Annotated in this window: 17 protein-coding genes; 4 read left to right on the plus strand and 13 right to left on the minus strand. The window is 44.6% G+C overall.

Translation table 11 applies throughout. The annotated features are described in order from the left end of the window. Window positions 1-82 precede the first annotated feature (82 nt). Together citZ and ABVF09_RS05920 are read right to left on the minus strand one after the other, a co-directional pair. Window positions 83-1,198, minus strand: a complete 1,116-nt coding sequence (citZ, locus tag ABVF09_RS05915; RefSeq protein ID WP_026569729.1) for a citrate synthase — start codon at window positions 1,196-1,198, stop codon at window positions 83-85. Window positions 1,199-1,936: 738 nt separating this feature from the next. After that, window positions 1,937-2,407 carry a DUF441 domain-containing protein gene (locus ABVF09_RS05920; RefSeq protein WP_026569727.1) on the minus strand — a complete coding sequence of 157 codons (471 nt, stop codon included), beginning with the start codon at window positions 2,405-2,407 and terminating at the stop codon, window positions 1,937-1,939. Between the two features lie 145 nt (window positions 2,408-2,552). Here ABVF09_RS05920 and ytvI point away from each other — a divergent pair, with 145 nt between their 5' ends. After that, complete coding sequence (ytvI, locus tag ABVF09_RS05925) at window positions 2,553-3,659, plus strand: sporulation integral membrane protein YtvI (RefSeq protein WP_026771078.1); 1,107 nt, start codon at window positions 2,553-2,555, stop codon at window positions 3,657-3,659. Between the two features lie 210 nt (window positions 3,660-3,869). Here the strand turns inward: ytvI and ABVF09_RS05930 are convergent, their stop codons facing one another. From ABVF09_RS05930 to dnaE, 8 genes are all read right to left on the minus strand, one after another. Then, entirely contained in the window at window positions 3,870-4,262 is a 393-nt protein-coding gene (locus ABVF09_RS05930; protein ID WP_026569725.1) for an FxsA family protein, read from the minus strand. Between the two features lie 94 nt (window positions 4,263-4,356). Then, window positions 4,357-6,117, minus strand: coding sequence for a pyruvate kinase (gene pyk / locus ABVF09_RS05935; protein ID WP_026569724.1), 1,761 nt, complete (start codon window positions 6,115-6,117; stop codon window positions 4,357-4,359). Window positions 6,118-6,157: 40 nt separating this feature from the next. Then, complete coding sequence (gene pfkA / locus ABVF09_RS05940) at window positions 6,158-7,117, minus strand: 6-phosphofructokinase (protein WP_026569723.1); 960 nt, start codon at window positions 7,115-7,117, stop codon at window positions 6,158-6,160. 191 nt (window positions 7,118-7,308) lie between these two features. Continuing rightward, window positions 7,309-8,274 carry an acetyl-CoA carboxylase carboxyl transferase subunit alpha gene (gene accA / locus ABVF09_RS05945; protein ID WP_026569722.1) on the minus strand — a complete coding sequence of 322 codons (966 nt, stop codon included), beginning with the start codon at window positions 8,272-8,274 and terminating at the stop codon, window positions 7,309-7,311. Beyond that, window positions 8,271-9,131, minus strand: a complete 861-nt coding sequence (gene accD / locus ABVF09_RS05950; protein WP_153464762.1) for an acetyl-CoA carboxylase, carboxyltransferase subunit beta — start codon at window positions 9,129-9,131, stop codon at window positions 8,271-8,273. Before accD ends, accA begins: the two co-directional genes overlap by 4 nt. Window positions 9,132-9,178: 47 nt before the next feature. Continuing rightward, a complete protein-coding gene (locus ABVF09_RS05955; protein WP_037328997.1) occupies window positions 9,179-9,796 on the minus strand; it encodes a FadR/GntR family transcriptional regulator in 618 nt (205 codons plus the stop codon). A 177-nt stretch (window positions 9,797-9,973) separates the two neighbouring features. Continuing rightward, window positions 9,974-11,212, minus strand: a complete 1,239-nt coding sequence (ystJ, locus tag ABVF09_RS05960; protein WP_026569719.1) for an NADP-dependent malic enzyme — start codon at window positions 11,210-11,212, stop codon at window positions 9,974-9,976. 144 nt (window positions 11,213-11,356) lie between these two features. Next, entirely contained in the window at window positions 11,357-14,680 is a 3,324-nt protein-coding gene (dnaE, locus tag ABVF09_RS05965) for a DNA polymerase III subunit alpha (RefSeq protein WP_026569718.1), read from the minus strand. Window positions 14,681-14,846: 166 nt separating this feature from the next. On the opposite strand from dnaE, the gene ytrH reads away from it, so the two are divergent. Both ytrH and ytrI read left to right on the plus strand, forming a co-directional pair. Then, the gene (ytrH, locus tag ABVF09_RS05970; RefSeq protein ID WP_026569717.1) at window positions 14,847-15,179 is read left to right on the plus strand and encodes a sporulation membrane protein YtrH; all 333 of its coding nucleotides are present in this window, start codon (window positions 14,847-14,849) and stop codon (window positions 15,177-15,179) included. Continuing rightward, window positions 15,180-15,683, plus strand: a complete 504-nt coding sequence (gene ytrI / locus ABVF09_RS05975; protein WP_026569716.1) for a sporulation membrane protein YtrI — start codon at window positions 15,180-15,182, stop codon at window positions 15,681-15,683. Window positions 15,684-15,747: 64 nt separating this feature from the next. On the opposite strand, the gene ABVF09_RS05980 is transcribed toward ytrI, so the two are convergent. Beyond that, a complete protein-coding gene (locus tag ABVF09_RS05980) occupies window positions 15,748-16,698 on the minus strand; it encodes a DHH family phosphoesterase (protein ID WP_026569715.1) in 951 nt (316 codons plus the stop codon). A 102-nt stretch (window positions 16,699-16,800) separates the two neighbouring features. Here ABVF09_RS05980 and ABVF09_RS05985 point away from each other — a divergent pair, with 102 nt between their 5' ends. Next, on the plus strand, window positions 16,801-17,091 hold the full coding sequence (locus ABVF09_RS05985; RefSeq protein ID WP_026569714.1) for a YtpI family protein: 291 nt from the start codon (window positions 16,801-16,803) through the stop codon (window positions 17,089-17,091). 65 nt (window positions 17,092-17,156) lie between these two features. Here the strand turns inward: ABVF09_RS05985 and ABVF09_RS05990 are convergent, their stop codons facing one another. Continuing rightward, entirely contained in the window at window positions 17,157-18,470 is a 1,314-nt protein-coding gene (locus ABVF09_RS05990) for a DRTGG domain-containing protein (protein WP_026569713.1), read from the minus strand. Window positions 18,471-18,543: 73 nt separating this feature from the next. Then, window positions 18,544-18,771, minus strand: coding sequence for a hypothetical protein (locus ABVF09_RS05995; protein WP_026569712.1), 228 nt, complete (start codon window positions 18,769-18,771; stop codon window positions 18,544-18,546). Window positions 18,772-18,978 lie beyond the last annotated feature (207 nt).

Raw genomic sequence — 18,978 nt, forward strand, 5'->3', positions numbered from 1 at the left:
AAATAGTATCATAAATCATAAACTTTTTTTATTTATTGCAAGCTATTTGGTCTAGTTTGGTTGAATCCTTCAAATTTCTTGATTAGCGCTCTTCAACCGGTTTATACGTTTGATGTTTTGGTCCAACGTATTCCGCACGCGGACGGATAAGCCGATTGTTTTCATACTGCTCGAGTATATGAGCGAGCCAACCAGATACCCTGCTCACTGCAAAAATCGGAGTGAATAAATCGTGTTCAATTCCCAGGCTGTGGTAAACCGAAGCCGAATAAAAATCGACGTTGGCCGGCAACCCTTTGTTTTCTTTGATGTAATCTTCGATTTTCACTGACATCTCATACCATTTTGACTGACCTGTCAACTCTGTCAATTCGCGAGACATCTTTTTCAAATGCTTTGCTCTTGGATCACCGGTACGATATACACGGTGTCCCATTCCCATGACTTTTTCTTTATTATCCAGCATTTTTTTAATATAAGGAATAGCGTTGTCGACTTCCCCTATTTCTGTAAGCATTTTCATTACGCGTTCATTGGCACCGCCATGTAGGGGGCCTTTCAACGCACTGATTGCGGAAGTGACTCCGGAATATACATCCGACAATGTCGCCACACATACTCGGGCAGTAAATGTCGATGCGTTCAATTCATGATCCGCATGGAGAACCAATGCCTTGTTCACCGCTTCGACTTCTAAATCTTTCGGTTCTTCTCCGTTAAGCATGTAAAGAAAATTAGCTGCGTAGCTCAGCCCTTGCTTCGGCGCAACAGGATCCTTTCCCTGACGGATTCTCGCAAACGCTGCCACAACAGACGAGATTTTCGCCTGCAAGCTGACCGCTTTCCGCTTATTTGCTTCTTCATTCATCTCATCTGCTTCCGGATCGAAAAGACCAAGCATCGAAACAGCAGTCCTTAAAGCTGCCATTGGATGAACAGTGCTAAGATCATAAGATTTTAAATGCTGGATGATTTCTCCAGGCAGTTCCATATTAGAAAATAAATCTTTTGTTAAACGTTCCAATTCGTCTTTTGAAGGAAGTTTCTTATTCCAAAGCAAGAAAATGACTTCCTCAAAACTAGAATTTTCAGCTAAATCATCAATTTTGTATCCCGCGTAGGTCAACTGGTCATCAATAATGGAACTGATTGATGATTCTGTAGCTACAATTCCTTCCAACCCTTTCGTTGTTGACATTGCATCTCTCTCCTTTACCTGTATTTTCCATATGCAGCACCTGACCGACTATCATCGCTTTTTCGAAAATATCAGACATCAGACATAAACCTAATCAGATATCAAGCAAAGTAACCCGGCATACCGAGCTGTCAGGCGCAGCAATCCAGCATTGCTGTATAAGGTCAGAAAGCGACAAAACTTTCCAAGCTTTGATTGATAGAAAATGCTTTCTATTCATCCCCATGTTCAATTATAAACAATAAAGATAACAAAGTGAAACGTTTTCTTTTCTAAATAAGAAGAAAGTGACCTTCGGGTTTGAGCTCCCTTGCATTGCTTCCTCAAACTATTAGAAGTCCTGTTGTTTTTCCGAATTGACCAGAAATTCGTCGAAACAGTGGTTCTGCAGGATAACTCCTTTGGTCGAATGGAACAAATTTTGCTATGTATTTTTATCTATACAACCCGATAAATATAGACTAACTGCAATTGGTCCATTTTTCAAATAATTCACCTGTTTGGCTGCCGTCAATCCCAGTTTCATTGTTTATTTTTCAACTTATTTGTACTTTTAACCAGTTGCGGACGCGGCTGATGATAAACCCGGCTCCTGAATCGGTTATACGCCGCCCAGGAGCCGGGAGTAAAAAGTAGTTTCCAGGTAGCATCCGGGTTATATACAATCCGGCTGCTGGCATAATTGATGCCTTCCCTCAATAAAATGTACAAGCAGGAAGATACAGGGCTCTGAAGCATTCATCCAAGTTTCAGCAAAAAGTCTACCAATTTCATCACCATGTAAGCAATTCCCGCTCCTATTAACGGACCGACTGCCACTCCATGAAAAAATACGACAGCTAAAATGGTCCCCATCACCAATGCAGTCGTCAGATGCGGATCATTTGCCAATAAATCCAAACCGTTCTTGGCAATCAAAGCGACAAATATACCTGCCGCCAAGGCAATCCATGCATAATAGGATTTTACGCTGGCCAGCAAATCCTGGAAGCCGATATCACCAGTGGCAATCGGAACTAGCACTGCGATTGTAATGACTGTCACGCCCAAGCTGATTCCTTTGTCTGCAAGATAAGGAAAAACCTTGTCATCCAACTTGAAAAGCTGTAAGCCCAATAAAACATAAACAGCTATCATGATCGATTGGTTTTTCCCAAGATATCCTAATAAAAACAAAATGAGTAAAAATATGGTCGATTGATTAAACATGCCGTTACCTCCACTCTGCATTTCCAAACCATTGTCAATCCTATCATATCAGGGGCTGGTGCAAAAGTTACATGGCTCCTATCCACTTGATTACAATCGGCCAAGAATCAACCTGTGATTGAAAGAATCCCCGGGAGGTGTAAACTTGAGCACTACGTTACTATATAGATGGCTTCGTTTTATTCTGGTGATCGCCTGTGCATTGGCCGGTGCCATTATCCTGTATTATGTCGCCAAGTATACCTATCCTTTTATAATAGCGGTTATCATAGCAATCATGCTTAATCCAGTCATTTCTTTTATAGAACGCCTGACAAGGCTTCCGCGCACTGCTTCGGTCATGCTGGTGCTGGCAGGTTTTCTTGTCCTGGCTTCTGGACTGGTGGCCATTTTAATTGTGGAACTGATAAACGGTACAAGCTTTCTGGCAGCCAGGATTCCCGGACAATTCGTAGAGCTCATTCATTTTCTGGAGGAATTTGCTTCCTATTATTTGCATCCGGTTTATGAAAAAATGAATAATCTTGTCGATATGCTTGAACCTTCACAGCGGGATGTGGTAACAGGACAGTTAAAGCAACTCGGGGAGGATGTCGCTGCTGCCGGCGCTCTTGTTATACAGCACTTGTTACAGGCCATATCCCAGTCAATGATCAAATTGCCAGGTTATTTTTCTATTTGGTTGTTTTCCTTATTGGGCACCTTTTTTATTTGCAAAGACTGGTACAAACTAAAGACTGCCTTCTTTCGCTTTTTACCTGCCCCCTTCACCACAAGTACCAAAACATTGTATCTTGGCTTGAGACAGGCGTTTATAGGTTATTTAAAGGCACAGCTGCTATTGATTTTCATTACGTTTTTATTAGTTTGGACGGGACTCCTGCTTTTAAATATCGACCATGCCCTGACCATTGCTTTGATTACAGCCTTTATCGATTTATTACCTTATGTGGGCACGGGACTTATCTTTGTTCCATGGATTGTGTATGTTTTTTTTACAGGGAATTACAGTCTGACCATCGGGTTGGCTGTACTATATGGCATTATACTAATACAGCGCCAAGTCAGCGAGCCGAAAATCTTGTCTGCCAACATCGGGGTCGACCCTTTGGCTATGCTTGTTTGCTTGTTTGTTGGATTTCAACTTTTCGGATTGTGGGGACTCATGGCAGGGCCAGTCGCCCTCGTGATAGTGACGACTTTTATAAAAAGCGGCTTATTAAAACAGTTATGGGAATTTATTAAGGGGTAATATTAGGGAGGAGTCTATAAATGAAAAAAGCAAACTATCCTTCCTTTTTGCCTGTAACATAGTCTCTACCACTAATCATTGTAAAGTGACAGTCAAACAGTCGTTTATAAAGGAAAAGCCGAGCGGCGTTTCGAATATGGAGTTTTCGAACCAGCGTTCGGCTATAATTTTTGGTCGCTATGCTTTTGTTCCTGCCACTTGTATATTGTTCTACCTGCGAAAAATGGTAATGGTTCCTCGGTCCATCATTCGGCGCAGCATAGTCAACATCCAGCGTTTAATTGGTTTCCTGGTAACAGGTAACAATAAAAGGAAACCAATTGCATCGGTGATAAATCCGGGTGTGAGCAACACGGCGGCACCAAGCAGGATACATATGCCGTCCATGATTTCTTCTCTGGGCGCCTGGCCGTATGACATGGCTTGTCTTGCTCTGGCCAATGTCTCCAATCCCTGCCGCTTTGCGAGCCATGCACCAATAACGCCGGTAAGAATGATCAGGAAAACTACCCACCAGGGACCGATCCTGTTACCAGACCATACCAGTACGCCAATTTCCAAAGCAGGAACAATTAATACAAACAACAATATCCAGCGAAACATTTATTATCCCCTTCCTCCTTTTATTCCCCTGTTCACTATCTTCTTCAACTAAAAGAAAGAAGAGGCCGAACAGAACCTCTTCTTTATCTTTCCTCTACAGGACACTGGCGTGTCCCTTGTATATATCGCCTTTGCTGGCATCTATGGTTATATCTTTTCCATCTTCCACTAACTCAGTAGCCTTGTCGACACCGACGATGACCGGGATTCCCAGACTAAGGCCGACTACTGCTGCATGAGAAGTAAGGCCGCCTTCCTGCGTGATCAATCCGCTTGCTTTTTCAATAGCAGGCATCATGTCTTTATCTGTTCCATACGTTATCAGAATGTCATCTTCTTTAACTTTTTCCAAGGCTTCAGCAGCATTTTTGGCTACAATTGCTCTTCCATACGTGCTGCCCTTACCGACGCCCTGTCCTTTTGCAAGAACGTCTCCGATAACGTGAACTTTCATCAAGTTCGTGGTGCCACTTTCACCTACTGGAACACCGGCGGTGATGATGACACGATTGCCACGCTGCAGCATACCCGAATTGATTCCACGGTCGATAGCTACATCCAGTACATCATCGGTGGAATGTGCCAGTTGTCCGACGATTGTCTGCACACCCCAAACCAGCGCAAGCCTGCGTTCAATCCGTTCATCGAAAGTCACGGCGATAATCGGTGCTTTCGGCCGATATTTCGAAATCATCCTGGCAGTATGTCCACTGACTGTAGGCGTCAAAATGGCATCCACTTCCAAATTCATCGCTGAATGGTTAACTGACTGGCTGATCGCGTCAGTAATGGTCATATCACTATTTTTCGAACGCAAATCAAGGATTGCCTTGTGGTCAATTGCCGTCTCTGCCTTCATCGCAATATTGCTCATTGTCTGGACAGCTTCCGCAGGGTAATCACCCGCTGCAGTTTCTCCAGACAGCATGATTGCATCGGAACCGTCGAAGATCGCGTTAGCTACATCAGAAGCTTCTGCCCGCGTAGGCCGCGGGTTACGCTGCATGGAATCCAGCATCTGAGTTGCCGTGATAACCGGTTTTCCAGCAGTATTACATTTGCGGATCATGTCCTTTTGTACCAGCGGCACTTCTTCAGGAGGAATTTCAACCCCTAAATCTCCGCGAGCGACCATCAACCCATCACTGACCTGGAGAATATGGTCCAAATTGTCTACGCCTTCCTGGTTTTCAATCTTAGGAATGATTTGAATATGGCCGGCATCATGTTTTTCCAGCAAGTCACGAATTTCGAGAACATCCGTTGCCCGTCTCACAAAAGATGCAGCAATGAAGTCTACTCCCTGTTCAATGCCGAACTCGATATCGTTGGCATCCTTTTCAGTCATTCCCGGAAGATTCACGCTTACGTTTGGTACGTTGACACCTTTTTTGTTTTTAAGCAAACCCGAGTTAAGCGCTTTTGTCTTGAGCTCATTTTTTTCTTTGAGAATTTCTTGTACTTCCAGTTCAATCAAACCGTCGTCCAACAATAATTTAGAACCGACATGTACGTCATTGATTAAATCAGGATATGTTACAGAAATACGCTCCGCAGAACCTTCGATGTCTTCCATTGAAACATAAACAGTATCACCCTTGGTTAACTGGGCTTCGCCGCCTTTCAATGTGCCTGTTCTGATTTCAGGTCCTTTTGTGTCCAAAAGGATGGCGACCGTTTTTCCTGTTTTCTCGGCGGCCTCTCTAATGTTTTTGATACGTTGTCCATGTTCTTCGAAATCTCCATGAGAAAAGTTCAACCGGGCAACATTCATACCCGCCTCCATCAATTTGGTCAGCATCTCTACCGACTCGGAAGCAGGCCCGATCGTACTTACTATTTTTGTTTTTCTCATTTGATTTCCTCCTTTCAATTCCTCTTCTGTCATTTCTTTCTTAGATGGAAAGTTGCTTGGAAAGCTCGTACATGTTGAAATCTACTTTATGCTCTTCATCCAATATTTCCAGAATGTCATGGTCCACCAGCTTGTTGTCCTGGATGCCGACTACTCTTCCGGCTTTCCCCTCAAGCAGTAAATCAACCGCTTTGGCGCCAAGTCGGCTGGCAAGGACACGATCTGACGCCGTGGGAGATCCACCGCGCTGTGTATGGCCGAGTACGGTTACCCTTGTTTCTAGATTGGTTGCATCCTTGATGCGCTGCCCGAAGTCCATTCCAGAACCGACTCCTTCGGCAAGAACAATGATACTATGCTTCTTACCTCTGTCTTTTCCCCTTTTCAGGCGTTCAATAACATCATCAAAGTCATCTGCATGTTCCGGAATCAAAATGCTTTCCGCGCCGTCGGCAAGTCCTGCCCATAATGCTAAATCGCCGGCATGACGGCCCATCACTTCTACCACATATGTACGTTCATGCGATGTCGCTGTATCCCTGATTTTATCAATCGCCTCGATCACAGTGTTCAATGCCGTATCAAAACCAATCGTAAAGTCGGTCCCCGGGATGTCATTATCAATCGTACCAGGCACGCCGATACAAGGATATCCTTTTTGTGTCAGCTTTTCCGCCCCGCGGAAGGAGCCATCCCCTCCAATGACGATCAGTCCCTCGATTCCGAACTTATTCAGTTGAGCGATCGCTTTCTCTCTTCCCTCCTCGGAACGAAATTCATCACTCCGGGCAGTATAAAGGATAGTCCCGCCTCGCTGGATGATATCTCCGACTGAACCGATTTCCATTTTTTTAATATTGCCATCTATTAAACCTTGGTAACCGTTATAGATACCATATACTTCCATGTCATGGAAAATCGCTTTCCGGACTACCGCCCGAATAGCAGCGTTCATTCCTGGAGAGTCGCCGCCGCTTGTCAGCACTCCAATTTTCTTCATTGGTTATCACCTCTTATTATGATTATTCCTATTAATTCCTCTCCCCATTCCAAGATAATCCTAAACACTGATATTAGCAAATAAAATTATACATGAAAAGGGCGATGCGCGCACCAAACTTCCATCGACGAATGAATGACGGCATAGAAACAGCTGTCCTGACTGGCGCCGGGACAGCAAGTTCATTGAAACTATTCGGAATCTAATTCTGCATAATCTCCAATTTGTTTATACTTTTCCCATCGTTTTTCCAACAAGTCTTCCTTAGACAGATCTCCCAACTCATTTAAGGAATCTGTCAACACTTTTCCGATATACCCGGCCTGTTGTTTGACATCACGGTGAGCCCCGCCACGTACTTCCTGAATGATCTCATCAATGATATTCAATTCCTTCAAGTCATACGATGTGATTTTCATCGTCTCGGCAGCTCGTTGAGCCTGACCGGAGTCCTTCCATAGCAATGCAGCTGCACCCTCAGGCGAAATGACGGAATAAGTGGAATTTTCGAGCATGTGGATCTTATCGCCGACTCCCAGTGCGAGTGCACCACCGCTTCCGCCTTCTCCAATCACGACACATATGATCGGTACTTGCAAACCTGCCATTTCCATCAAGTTTCTGGCAATCGCTTCACTTTGTCCTCTCTCTTCAGCTGCTTTTCCTGGATATGCCCCTTTCGTGTCGATAAAACAAATGATCGGACGGTGAAACTTCTCAGCCTGTTTCATGTGGCGAAGTGCTTTTCTGTATCCTTCAGGATGAGGCATACCGAAATTCCGCCGGATATTTTCTTTCGTTTCTTTTCCTCGCTGGTGACCGATCACCGTGACAGGCTTGCCATCGAATTTCGCGATTCCGGCGACCATCGCTTCGTCGTCGCCATACAACCTGTCCCCATGAAATTCCAAAAAATCGGTGAAGAGCAACTCGATATAATCCAGGGTCGTGGGTCTTTCCGAATGACGGGCAATCTGCACCCTGTCCCACGGTTTCAGATTTTCATAAATATCGTTCTCCAAATTTTCCAGGCGTTTTTCCATTGTAGAAATTTCATCTGTTAAATCGATTTCGCTATCCTCGGTATATGTCTTCAATTCGGCGATTTTTTCACGTAACTCCACCACTGGTTTTTCAAACTCCAAAACCTGCTTCATGACCTTTCCTCCCTTGCCTGATGGATATCAAGCAAAGTTGACAATGTTTGCTTGATGTCGTGTCTAGCAATCACCTTATCCAACTGGCCATGCTTCAATTGGAACTCTGCCGTCTGGAAATCGTCCGGAAGTTTCTCGCGGATTGTCTGTTCGATCACTCGTCTTCCTGCAAAACCGATCAGTGCCCCCGGCTCGGCAAAGTTATAATCCCCCAACGAAGCAAAGCTGGCCGAAACCCCTCCTGTGGTAGGGTTGGTCATAATAGAAACCATCAAACCGCCACCTGCACTGAAACGCTGGATTGCTACAGAGGTTTTGCTCATTTGCATGAGGCTGAGTACACCTTCCTGCATTCTCGCTCCACCCGAAGCTGTAAATATGATGAACGGAAGCGAATGCTCTCCCGCTTTCTCGATGGCTCTCGCTATTTTTTCTCCTACGACGGAACCCATACTTCCCATCCGGAACCTTGAATCCATGACTGCCACAGACGCTTTTTTTCCGTCAATTTCTCCTGCTCCTGTCACGACCGCCTCGTTCAATTCTGTTTTCTGGCGGTCTTTCTCCAGCTTATCTTCATAATCGGGAAAACGAAGAGGGTTAGCTGATGTCAACTCTTTGTCCCATTCCTCGAACGTTCCTTCATCAAATAAAGAAGCTATCCTGTCATAAGCAGGCATTTGGTGATGATAACCGCAATTAGGGCAGACATTCAAGTTTTTTATCAATTCTTTTCGGTAAAATATTTTTTGACAGTTTTTACATTTCTGCATTAAGCCTTGAGGAATATCTTGCTTCGCTTCCTCTCTCGGTATAGATGCATACTTTCTTTTCTTGCTAAAAAAGTCTTTAAGCAAGGATGATCCCTCCTTTTAACTCTCGTTTGAAACCTTCTCCACACGTTTCATTCGGCTTTTGATATTGCCTCCCGCTGCAAACTGCTGAAAAGTGTTTCAATATCTTCATATTTACCATCCATATATATATGTACAAGCAGATGATAAAATTGCTTGTCATAGGAAACATTCTCCGCTGCATAAGAAAAATCATTCAATAAGTGCCATATTTTTTGCAGCAGAAAGTTTTCCCCGCTATTGAAAATGATCAAGAAAAACTGATAATGAGCCTGCTCTGCAGTTAATTGCTCCCTTTCCAGGACATGCTGCAGCTCTTTCGTTTCTTCTTCGGATAGGTGGCTGTACGCCAGTTTGGCTGCTTCCTTTTCAATAATCCGCTTTGACAAAACGATATCCTGTTTTGTGTTAGAATCCCGTAAAATGAACGACGACAACAGCTCTACTGTATGATACGGTTGGTACATTTTCAAAAAGGTTCCCTCTCCTCTTCTCGTTTCAATTAACCCTAGCAATTCAATAGCACGGAGTGCCTCTCTGACGGACGATCTGCCAGCACCTAAATGCTCTGTCAACTCTCTTTCAGAAGGCAGCTTGTCCCCCGGCGACAAATCATTTCCCTCAATGTAATCGCGGATTTCATTGAGCACTTCTTCATAAACCTTCATTTTCTCCGGCTTCGAAACGATAAGAACCCCCCTTCCAAAAAACAAACTCCCTGTTCAAAGCTTCCGGACCGTGCAGCTCGTATAAGGTCAACAAGGAGAGCCTTGGTGTTTGACGCCAAGGCTTTCCTTTCACATGGAGCTTCGCTCATCGCAGCGCAGGCTGCAGCATGCTTTTATTTACTTTTCGTCGATCATTGTAAGTCTGCGGGTTTTTTCAGCAACCTGCTCCGGATCCACTTGAATCCTTGCCACACCGGACTCCATAGCAGCCTTTGCTACACTAGCCGCCACTGCGGGAGCTACGCGAGAATCGAAAGGAGCAGGGATGACATAATCAGCGTTCAACTCATCTTCAGTAATCAAAGCTGCAATAGCTTCTGCAGCTGCAATTTTCATTTTTTCATTGATTCGAGTCGCCCGCACATCGAGGGCTCCTCTGAATATTCCAGGAAACGCCAGCACATTGTTCACCTGATTCGGAAAGTCTGACCGGCCTGTACCAATGACCCTTGCTCCTGCAGCTTTGGCATCTTCCGGCATGATTTCGGGATCTGGATTAGCCATTGCAAAGATGATCGGATCATCATTCATACTTTCCACCATCTCTTTGGAAAGCAATCCACCGACAGAAACACCGATGAACACGTCTGCTCCCGCCATGACTTCTTCCAGCTTTCCTTCCTCGCGTTCCTTATTGGTGATTTTCGCTACTTCATCTTTGACGCCATTCATCCCATAGTTTCTTCCTTCAAAGATGGCCCCTTTGGAATCACACATAATAATATCTCTGACACCGAGATTATGCAAGAGCTTGATAATTGCGATACCGGCAGCTCCGGCCCCATTGGCCACCACTTTTATATCAGAAAACTTCTTATCTACCAATTTTAAAGCATTCAATAGACCGGCAACCGTCACAATCGCTGTGCCATGCTGATCATCATGAAAAATCGGGATGTTCGTTTCTTTTTTCAATCTTTCTTCGATAATGAAACAATTGGGTGCCGCAATATCCTCCAGGTTCACTCCACCAAAGGTCGGTTCCATCAGTTTCACTGTTTGAATAATTTCTTCCACATCATGGGTATCAAGACAAATCGGAAAGGAATCTACACCGGCAAAGCTTTTAAACAGGACCGATTTCCCTTCCATAACCGGAAGTGCAGCTTCCGGGCCTATATTCCCGAGTCCAAGGACTGCTGAACCATCGCTGACAACGGCTACCATATTGCCTTTCATTGTGTATTCGTAAACCGCTTCTTTCCGATCATAAATCTCTTTGCAAGGTTCCGCCACTCCCGGCGAATAAGCTAAACTGAGATCTTTGGCATTTCTCACCGGAATTTTTGTCTGCGTTGTCAACTTCCCTTGATTTTCCCGATGGATATGTAATGCCTCATCCCTTAAATTAGACATCTCCGATCCGCTCCTTTTATCGTTCCGGCCGTTTTTCAACTGATTCAAATTGGTCTGACCACTTAACTACTCTATTATAACAAAAGCTATATCGGTGTAAAGGTTGACTTTATTACACCGTGAAACTCCGCCGATTCCCTTTCCTTACTTCCGGACCACTACGTTTTCTTTACCGAGCAATTGATAAAGGTTATCCAGGCTTTTCTTGTTGATCTGCATGCAGTAGCTGCTTGACAACTGATACGTTTTTTTGCGTCCCGCATGATAAATGATGACCGGACTGCTTCCCGGAAATATGTCGGCTACTTTTCGTATTTGCGATAAAACTTGTTCTTCATTGTGCTCCTCCACTTTCAAAAACAATCTCCTTTGGCCGCTTACTTCCAATTGTTCTTCGTCGAACGGAAGGATTTCGGACAAGAGCCACTGCCAACGATCATTTCGTAGTTCAACTTTTCCTTTGACGAGGATTATAGACTCTTCCTCCAGCCAGGGGCTGACCTGACGATACAGTTCTGGAAAAATGACGGCTTCCATCTGCGCCTTTTCATCCCCCATCGTCATAAAGGCCATCGGATCGCCTCGCTTGGTTCTGATTTTTTTCAGTTCCTGGACGACCGCCCCTGCTTTAAGATTGTTTTTCCCCGCGAAATCCACCGAGTCTTCGAGAAGCATATACCCTGCACTCCTCAGTTTTTCCCTGTACTTTGCCAAAGGATGACTCGATATATAGATCCCGAGCACTTCCTTCTCAAAGGTTAGTTTTTGCATATCAGAGAAGTCTTCTGTTTCCTTGTAGGTGACATCCAATTCCAGACTGTTCTGAAAGAGTGAAGGCTGGTCACCGAACTCACCGAACAATTCCGCCTGCTCCATCGCCTGGTCGACTGTCCCGAGCAGGCTTGCCCGGTTGGCATTGCTTTCATCGAAGGCTCCTGCCAAGATAAGAGATTCTATGACAGAACGATTCACGGTTTTCAAAGAGACACGCATGCAAAAATCAAAAAGATTTTTGTAGGGGCCGTTGTTTTTTCTTCCTTGCACTATTTCCCTTACTGCTTGACCGCCTACCCCTTTTATCGACAACATTCCCATACGAATATGGCTGTTCTCGACATGGAATCTGCCGAAACTTCTATTGATCGAAGGTGGCAACACTTTGATTCCCAACTGCTTGGCTTCATTTATATATAGTTGGATTTTTTCCTGATGTCCTGCAGCCGCACCCATGATTTCCGCCATGAAATGAGCAGGAAAGTGGGCCTTCAAATAAGCAAGCTGGTAAGAAATCATACTATATGCCACCGCATGGCTCCGGTTGAAGCCGTAATTGGAAAAGCGGACGATCCAGTCAAAAATCTGGCGTGCAGCTTTTTGATCATAACCATTGGCCAGACACCCTTTGAGGAAAGCTTGCTCTTGTTCCTGCATGATACCATGCTGTTTTTTACTTACAGCTCTCCGCAAAATGTCTGCCTGTCCCAACGAAAATCCAGCCATTTTATTGGCAATCTGCATAATTTGTTCTTGATAAACAAGCACTCCGTATGTTTTTTCCAAAATCGGCTTCAAATCAGGATGGGGGTATTCTATGCTTTCGCGGTTATGTTTGCGGTTGACATATACCGATATATATTGCATGGGACCCGGTCTGTACAATGCGTTAACTGCCACAACATCCTCAAACGATGTCGGTTGCAGGTCCAGCAGCACACTTTGCATTCCTTTCGACTCCAATTGGAATATCCCATTGGTTTGTCCCCGGCGTAGCAATTGAAACGCTGCTTCATCATCCAGAGGGATATCTTTCAAGTCGATTTCCAGCTTTTCCTTCCGCTCGATTGATTCGGTTATTCGTTCGAGCAGCGACAAGTTCCGCAAACCTAAAAAGTCCATTTTCAGCAAACCAATTGCCTCTAACTCCTTCATCGCAAATTGTGTCAATGCCACTCCGTTATGACCAGCTATTAACGGGACATGTCGGACCAACGGTTCTTCACTGATCACTATCCCCGCAGCATGAGTCGAAATATGGCGAGGCAGGCCTTCCAGCCGTGATGCAACCTTGAACAGCACCTGCAGTTTCGGCGACTGTTTGGCATAATTCACTATCGGTTCGCTGGCCTTGACGATGTCACTGATCGATTGTGAAGTATGTTGCGGAATCTCCTTTAATATAAAGGCCGCATCCTGTTGATCAATTTGCAATGTTTTGATCAGCTCCCTGATCAGAGAACGTGCCGCAAATGTTCCATAGGTGATGATTTGCGCAACATGATCAGGCCCATACTTGTTTTTTACATATTGGATAACTTCTTCTCTTCTGGTATCGGAAAAATCGATATCGATATCGGGCATCGATACGCGTTCCGGATTCAAAAAACGTTCAAACAGCAAGTCGTATTTGACTGGATCCACTTCCGTTATCCCCAACACATATGCAACAAGTGAACCTGCAGCAGATCCACGGCCAGGCCCGACCATGATTCCATTTTGTTTGGCAAAGCGGATGAAGTCCCAAACGATTAGGAAGTAATCGCTGAATTGCATCGAATTGATCACTTCTAACTCGTAGTCCAGGCGTTGTTTAACCTGCTCAGACACATGTCCGTATTTATCAAAAATAAAATCATAGCACAATTTAGTTAAATATTCATCTGCCGAGCCTTCTCCGGGAACCGGATAAGACGGCAGCATCCTCCCGTCAAGCTGAAGCTCGACATTGCATTCAGCCGCTATTTCACCGGTTTTCTCCAGTGCCTCCGGCCAGAATTGAAACGCATTCCGCAATTCTTGTTTTGATTTCAGAAAATCGGCTGTATCGTCGTGTTTTGTTTCAGGTGCCCATTTCTCGCCATTTCTCATTGATAGAAGAACGTCATACGCATGGCGGTCGCCTTCACGTAAATAACGTACATTACTAACAGCTACCGCCGGAATGGTGGTAGTTTTGCTGAACATTTTCCAATCTTCCAAGTGAGCAGATTCCCCGATGCTGCAATCGATTCCCAAATAAAAGGCGTCCTGACTGAACAATTGTTGACACTGTTTGAATAAACCTGCCAATCGTTCGAAAGGAAAGCTTTCCAGACAGTTTTTCGTTATAGGAATGATCCCTGTCACATCTTCAACAAAGCCATCCAATTGTTCCATCGTTGTCGACTGTGTCTCTTCCAACTGAAGCGCCGTGCTCAGCTTCAACAATTGTTGATAGCCCTGATTATTCTGAGCCAGCAGGATGCAGGGCAACCGCTCGTCTTCCAGTTCCACCGCCATACCCAAAATGGGCTTGATTCCCTTGGCAACACAAGCCTGGTAAAATGGCACAGCCCCATGAAACACTGCATCATCTGTCAATGCGAGAGACTCATAACCCAATTCTCCCGCTTTTTCCACCAACTGACTTATATGTATGGTGCTTTTCATTAAACTGTAGCCGCTTCGCACTTGTAAATGTGAGAAATCCATATATAATACCTTCCTTTACCTTACTATCCTATTATAGCCGATAGGTTTGCCAGATTAAATGATAACCGCTTATCATAACTTGTCTTTTCTCCTCATAAACTGAAAAGAGAACCCGCACACCGATTGTCATTCGGATGTTAAAAGGTTGAGAGGGGAGGAAAGGAGTATGGAGGAAAGGTTTGTGTTCTCCCTGATCCACTGCTATTTCATCGCTTTAGGGGTGATCATGGGGGGATCGATCATAGGCAGTATCGGTTATTTGGCCACGGGTGATCCGCCTTTGACATCGGTCACAACTGTCGCAAGAAAATTGAGGATATGGGCTATCGTAGCTGCTATCGGGGGGACGTTCGATGCCATTTCCAATTTTGAAAAGGGGATTTTTCAAGGTTCCACCCTGGACATCGTAAAGCAAGTATTGCTCATTGTGACAGCCATGGGAGGCGTGCAAACTTCCATCCTCGTCATCGAGTGGTTCACGCAGGAGGATATAGAATAAATGCACATACCTCCCTATTATAAAAAAGAAAGTTGGCAGCGATTTTTTGCAGGAGGATTTTTTGGCGCCATTGTTGCCTTTATCATTTACTTATATATGTACGGTCAATATTATGAAAAATGGCTGGAAGATAATATGAATTTACGATCACAAATAGCAGAACTGGAGAAACAAAATGAAGCACTGTTGGAAAACGAAAAGGAATTGGATGAAAAAACAAAGGAAAAAGTGGTAGTGAAGTCGATTGTGGTCGAAATCGACAACGCCGAGCAACTAAAACTCGACAGGCTAATTGTCCACCAGTTGCAGGATGCTATAAAAGAAGAGATTGCCAGCGTGGTCGGCCAGGACATCGCAAGTTTGTCCGAAAATGATCAATTACTGATTTCCACGCTCGAAAACACCGTCTATCGTGTCGAGGATATCGACTATACAGCGAGCATCAACCAACTCGTTATCGCTCCAACCCTGAAATTACACCTTTCTCTTGATTTCTCCACATAAATAAAATCAGGACTCATCGCTGCCTTCATGGCAAGAGTAGTCCTGATTTCAGATGTTCGGCCCATTAATCGACTTTATAGCTCGCGCACACATTCTCCATATCACTTATAACGTTTTCTGTTTCTTCCCAGTTTGTTACGGTAGCACCTGCAGCCATCGGATGGCCTCCGCCATTGTATTTCGCAGCAATTTCATTCACTACCGGTCCTTTCGAACGAAGTCGGACACGAATAATATCCTCCTCTTCCACGAAGAAAGCCCATGCTTTGATTCCTTCCATGTCTCCAAGGATTCCCACGAACTGGCTCGTTTCAAGAGAGGTGACTCCAAATTCCTCCAAAGTTTTCCGAGGGATTTTTACATTGCAAAAACCGGCCTCGCTGATTTTAAAGTGCTGGAGGATATACCCTTTCAGCCTTGCTACATTTGGTTTGGTATTATAAAGAGCATCGTAAAGCTTTGGCCGGTCAAACTCATACGTGACCAGTTCAGAGGCATATTGAAAGGTCTTCTTGGTAGCGCTCGGGAATAAGAACCTTCCAGTATCCCCTACTATTCCTGCATAAATTAACCGAGCCGCCTTATCATTGAAAGCAAACCCCATATCTCTTCCTTCTAAATACAACTCATATATCATTTCACTGGTAGAGCTGGCCTTTGTTTCCACCCAGGCATAGTCGCCATACGGGTCCACATCAGGATGATGGTCGATCTTGATCAGCTCTTTGCCTTTCTTGTAACGTTGATCTGCGATCCGTGCCTGGTTGGCGGTATCACATACTATGACTAGTGATGCTTCATATAATTCATCTGTCACTGTATCCATTTTTGCCAAAAAACTGAGAGAAGGGTCCTCATCACCTACGAGATAGACAGCTTTTTCGGGAAAAGAATGCTTGATCAACTCGCCCAATCCGGCTTGGGAACCGAAGGCATCCGGGTCGGGCCTCACGTGCCTATGAATAATGATTGTCTGGTATTGCTTGATTTTTTCTAGTATTTCCTTGTTTTTCATCGAAACACTCCCTTTGGAATAATCTTATTTTAGTCCTAGCAATACGAGTGAAAAAAAGCTACAATGGAGACGTTGTAAAATAAGGTTAGGAGTAGATTTTTCATGGTAATTTTCCCTATCATCATTATGGTTTCCTTAATTTTGTACGTCTATTATAAGGTAGCAATTCTCAGAAGTAACGATACATTGAATCAATTGTATATGAATGCCAAAGGAAAAATCTGCTTAGGCATCTTTGTTGTGTTCTTCGGTGTAAACCAATACCTGTATTACCAGACACAGCTCGCCCTATACATCGGGATTGTCTTTTTCCTGCTGGGTGCCATGCAATTGGTGGATGGTTATAAACGTGCACGCCATTACCGGAAAGAACAAAAAAGGCTTTCAAGATAATATATGTATATGAAGAAGCAGGAGCAGCCTGCTTGGAGCCGGCCCTCTGCGGCCGGCGTCTCACTCTATCTGTCGATCAGTTGGGCAAGCAACAAGGCCTTTCCGACTAACACTTTCTCGTTGAAAACTTCGATGTCCACCTTTGCGAATTTTCTTCCGGCCTCAAGCAGCCTAGGCCGAATCTCCAGCATACTTTCCAATTGCACCGGCTTGATAAAGTAAATCGATAGATTTTCCACTACTAAATCGCCTTTTTTATACTGTCGCAGAAGCCTGCTCGAAGCTTCGGTGACAAAGGAAGTGAACACACCGTAGGATAATGTGCCAAGCTGGTTTGTCATTTGTGGAGTGACCACCGAGCGGTAAATGGCCGGGCTGTCCCCATCCTCCACAACGTCCAGCCTGCTTGTAACTAGATCGTCGATTGTCTCTCCCACATGAGGTTGTCGCTGTATGTGCTGTAACGCTTTTAGCACATCCTGTCTGGAAACAAGCCCCTCCAACTTTTGAGAGGGTCCGACAACAGGCATGATTTCGATTCCTTCCCATACCATCATATGGGCAGCATAAGTCAACGATGTTTCCTTTTGTACAGTCATCGGGTTCCTGGTCATCACTTTTTCTACAGAAATAGACTTGTCTTTTCCTATTATATCCTTGGATGTCACCATGCCGATGACACGATTGTTTTCATCGACAACCGGATAGCGACTGTGTGTTGTTTGTTCATTCAATTGATACCATTTTGCCAGTTTGTCCTTCGCTGTCATTAAAACGACCTCGTTTTTCGAAGTATAGATATCTCCGACAAGGACAATTTCTTTTTTTATCAACTGGTCATAAATCGCTCTGTTGATCATGGCTGCAACGGTAAAGGTATCATAACTGGTCGATATAATCGGGAGTTTTTTTTCATCTGCCAGCCGTTTTACATGTTCATCTGTATCAAAACCACCGGTTATCAGTACGGCAGCCCCCTCCTGGATTGCCAGTTCATGGGCACCCACCCTGTTGCCGACGATCAACAAAGAGTCTCTTTCAGTGTACCGCATCATGGCATCCAGTTTCATGGCACCGATCACAAACTTATTCAACGTTTTGTGAAGCCCTTCTCTCCCGCCTAATACTTGGCCGTCGACAATACTGATTATTTCTGCAAACGTTAAATGCTCAAAATTCTCTTTTTTCTTCGTTTCTATTCTAATCGTGCCGACACGTTCGATCGTGCTGACCATCCCCTGGTTTTCCGCTTCTTTGATAGCACGGTAAGCTGTTCCTTCACTGACGTTCAACTCTTTTGCGATCTGTCTTACGGAAATTTTGTGTCCGACTGTCAGTGAATCAATGAACGCGAGGATTTGTTCATGTTTGGTAGCCAAGCCATTCACCATTCTTTCATCTGTACTAATAATTTTTATCTACTTGTTATTATACAGATGTTCGGCGCTGCCTTCAATTTTTACCAGTTGCCACCCGTCGCTCATTTCCTTGTTCCATGACCGGAGGCTTGGTCATTTGTAAAAGTGTAGCCAGATTTGCCCCTGCGACAAGAAGGAAAAACGCGAGCCAGCCCGCCCAGAAGTATCCCGCAGCCGGGCCTGCCTGTCTCCCGATTTCCGGCCAAGCCACGTATAAAAAGAAACAAGCCAACAATATTCTCAACAATGCATACTGTTTCACCTATTCACCCCCATCTGTTTGGTTGTACTATTGTATGCGTCGTCCAGAAGGTACATGCTCTTCAAAAGCAAAACCCGCAGTCGCTCACTGTTTTCACCGATGCTTCTCCTGTTTGCTCCGACGTTCTCCAAGCGTATTTGGTTCACTTTCGCATGTGGCGGTGTGATTTTCACTCGTGACCAAATAAAAACCGAACGATTCGTCAGT

The sequence above is a fragment of the Sediminibacillus sp. JSM 1682029 genome (assembly GCF_041366435.1).
In the GTDB taxonomy this organism is placed as follows: Bacteria; Bacillota; Bacilli; order Bacillales; family Amphibacillaceae; genus Sediminibacillus; species Sediminibacillus terrae.

Excerpts from the sequence above, each read along its gene's own strand:
- citZ (WP_026569729.1), bottom strand. The coding sequence starts at position 1,198 with ATGTCAACAACGAAAGGGTTGGAAGGAATTGTAGCTACAGAATCATCA.
- ABVF09_RS05920 (WP_026569727.1), bottom strand. The coding sequence starts at position 2,407 with ATGTTTAATCAATCGACCATATTTTTACTCATTTTGTTTTTATTAGGA.
- ABVF09_RS05930 (WP_026569725.1), bottom strand. The coding sequence starts at position 4,262 with ATGTTTCGCTGGATATTGTTGTTTGTATTAATTGTTCCTGCTTTGGAA.
- pyk (WP_026569724.1), bottom strand. The coding sequence starts at position 6,117 with ATGAGAAAAACAAAAATAGTAAGTACGATCGGGCCTGCTTCCGAGTCG.
- pfkA (WP_026569723.1), bottom strand. The coding sequence starts at position 7,117 with ATGAAGAAAATTGGAGTGCTGACAAGCGGCGGCGACTCTCCAGGAATG.
- accA (WP_026569722.1), bottom strand. The coding sequence starts at position 8,274 with ATGAAGCAGGTTTTGGAGTTTGAAAAACCAGTGGTGGAGTTACGTGAA.
- ABVF09_RS05955 (WP_037328997.1), bottom strand. The coding sequence starts at position 9,796 with ATGAAGGTTTATGAAGAAGTGCTCAATGAAATCCGCGATTACATTGAG.
- ystJ (WP_026569719.1), bottom strand. The coding sequence starts at position 11,212 with ATGTCTAATTTAAGGGATGAGGCATTACATATCCATCGGGAAAATCAA.
- dnaE (WP_026569718.1), bottom strand. The coding sequence starts at position 14,680 with ATGGATTTCTCACATTTACAAGTGCGAAGCGGCTACAGTTTAATGAAA.
- ytrH (WP_026569717.1), top strand. The coding sequence starts at position 14,847 with ATGGAGGAAAGGTTTGTGTTCTCCCTGATCCACTGCTATTTCATCGCT.
- ytrI (WP_026569716.1), top strand. The coding sequence starts at position 15,180 with ATGCACATACCTCCCTATTATAAAAAAGAAAGTTGGCAGCGATTTTTT.
- ABVF09_RS05980 (WP_026569715.1), bottom strand. The coding sequence starts at position 16,698 with ATGAAAAACAAGGAAATACTAGAAAAAATCAAGCAATACCAGACAATC.
- ABVF09_RS05985 (WP_026569714.1), top strand. The coding sequence starts at position 16,801 with ATGGTAATTTTCCCTATCATCATTATGGTTTCCTTAATTTTGTACGTC.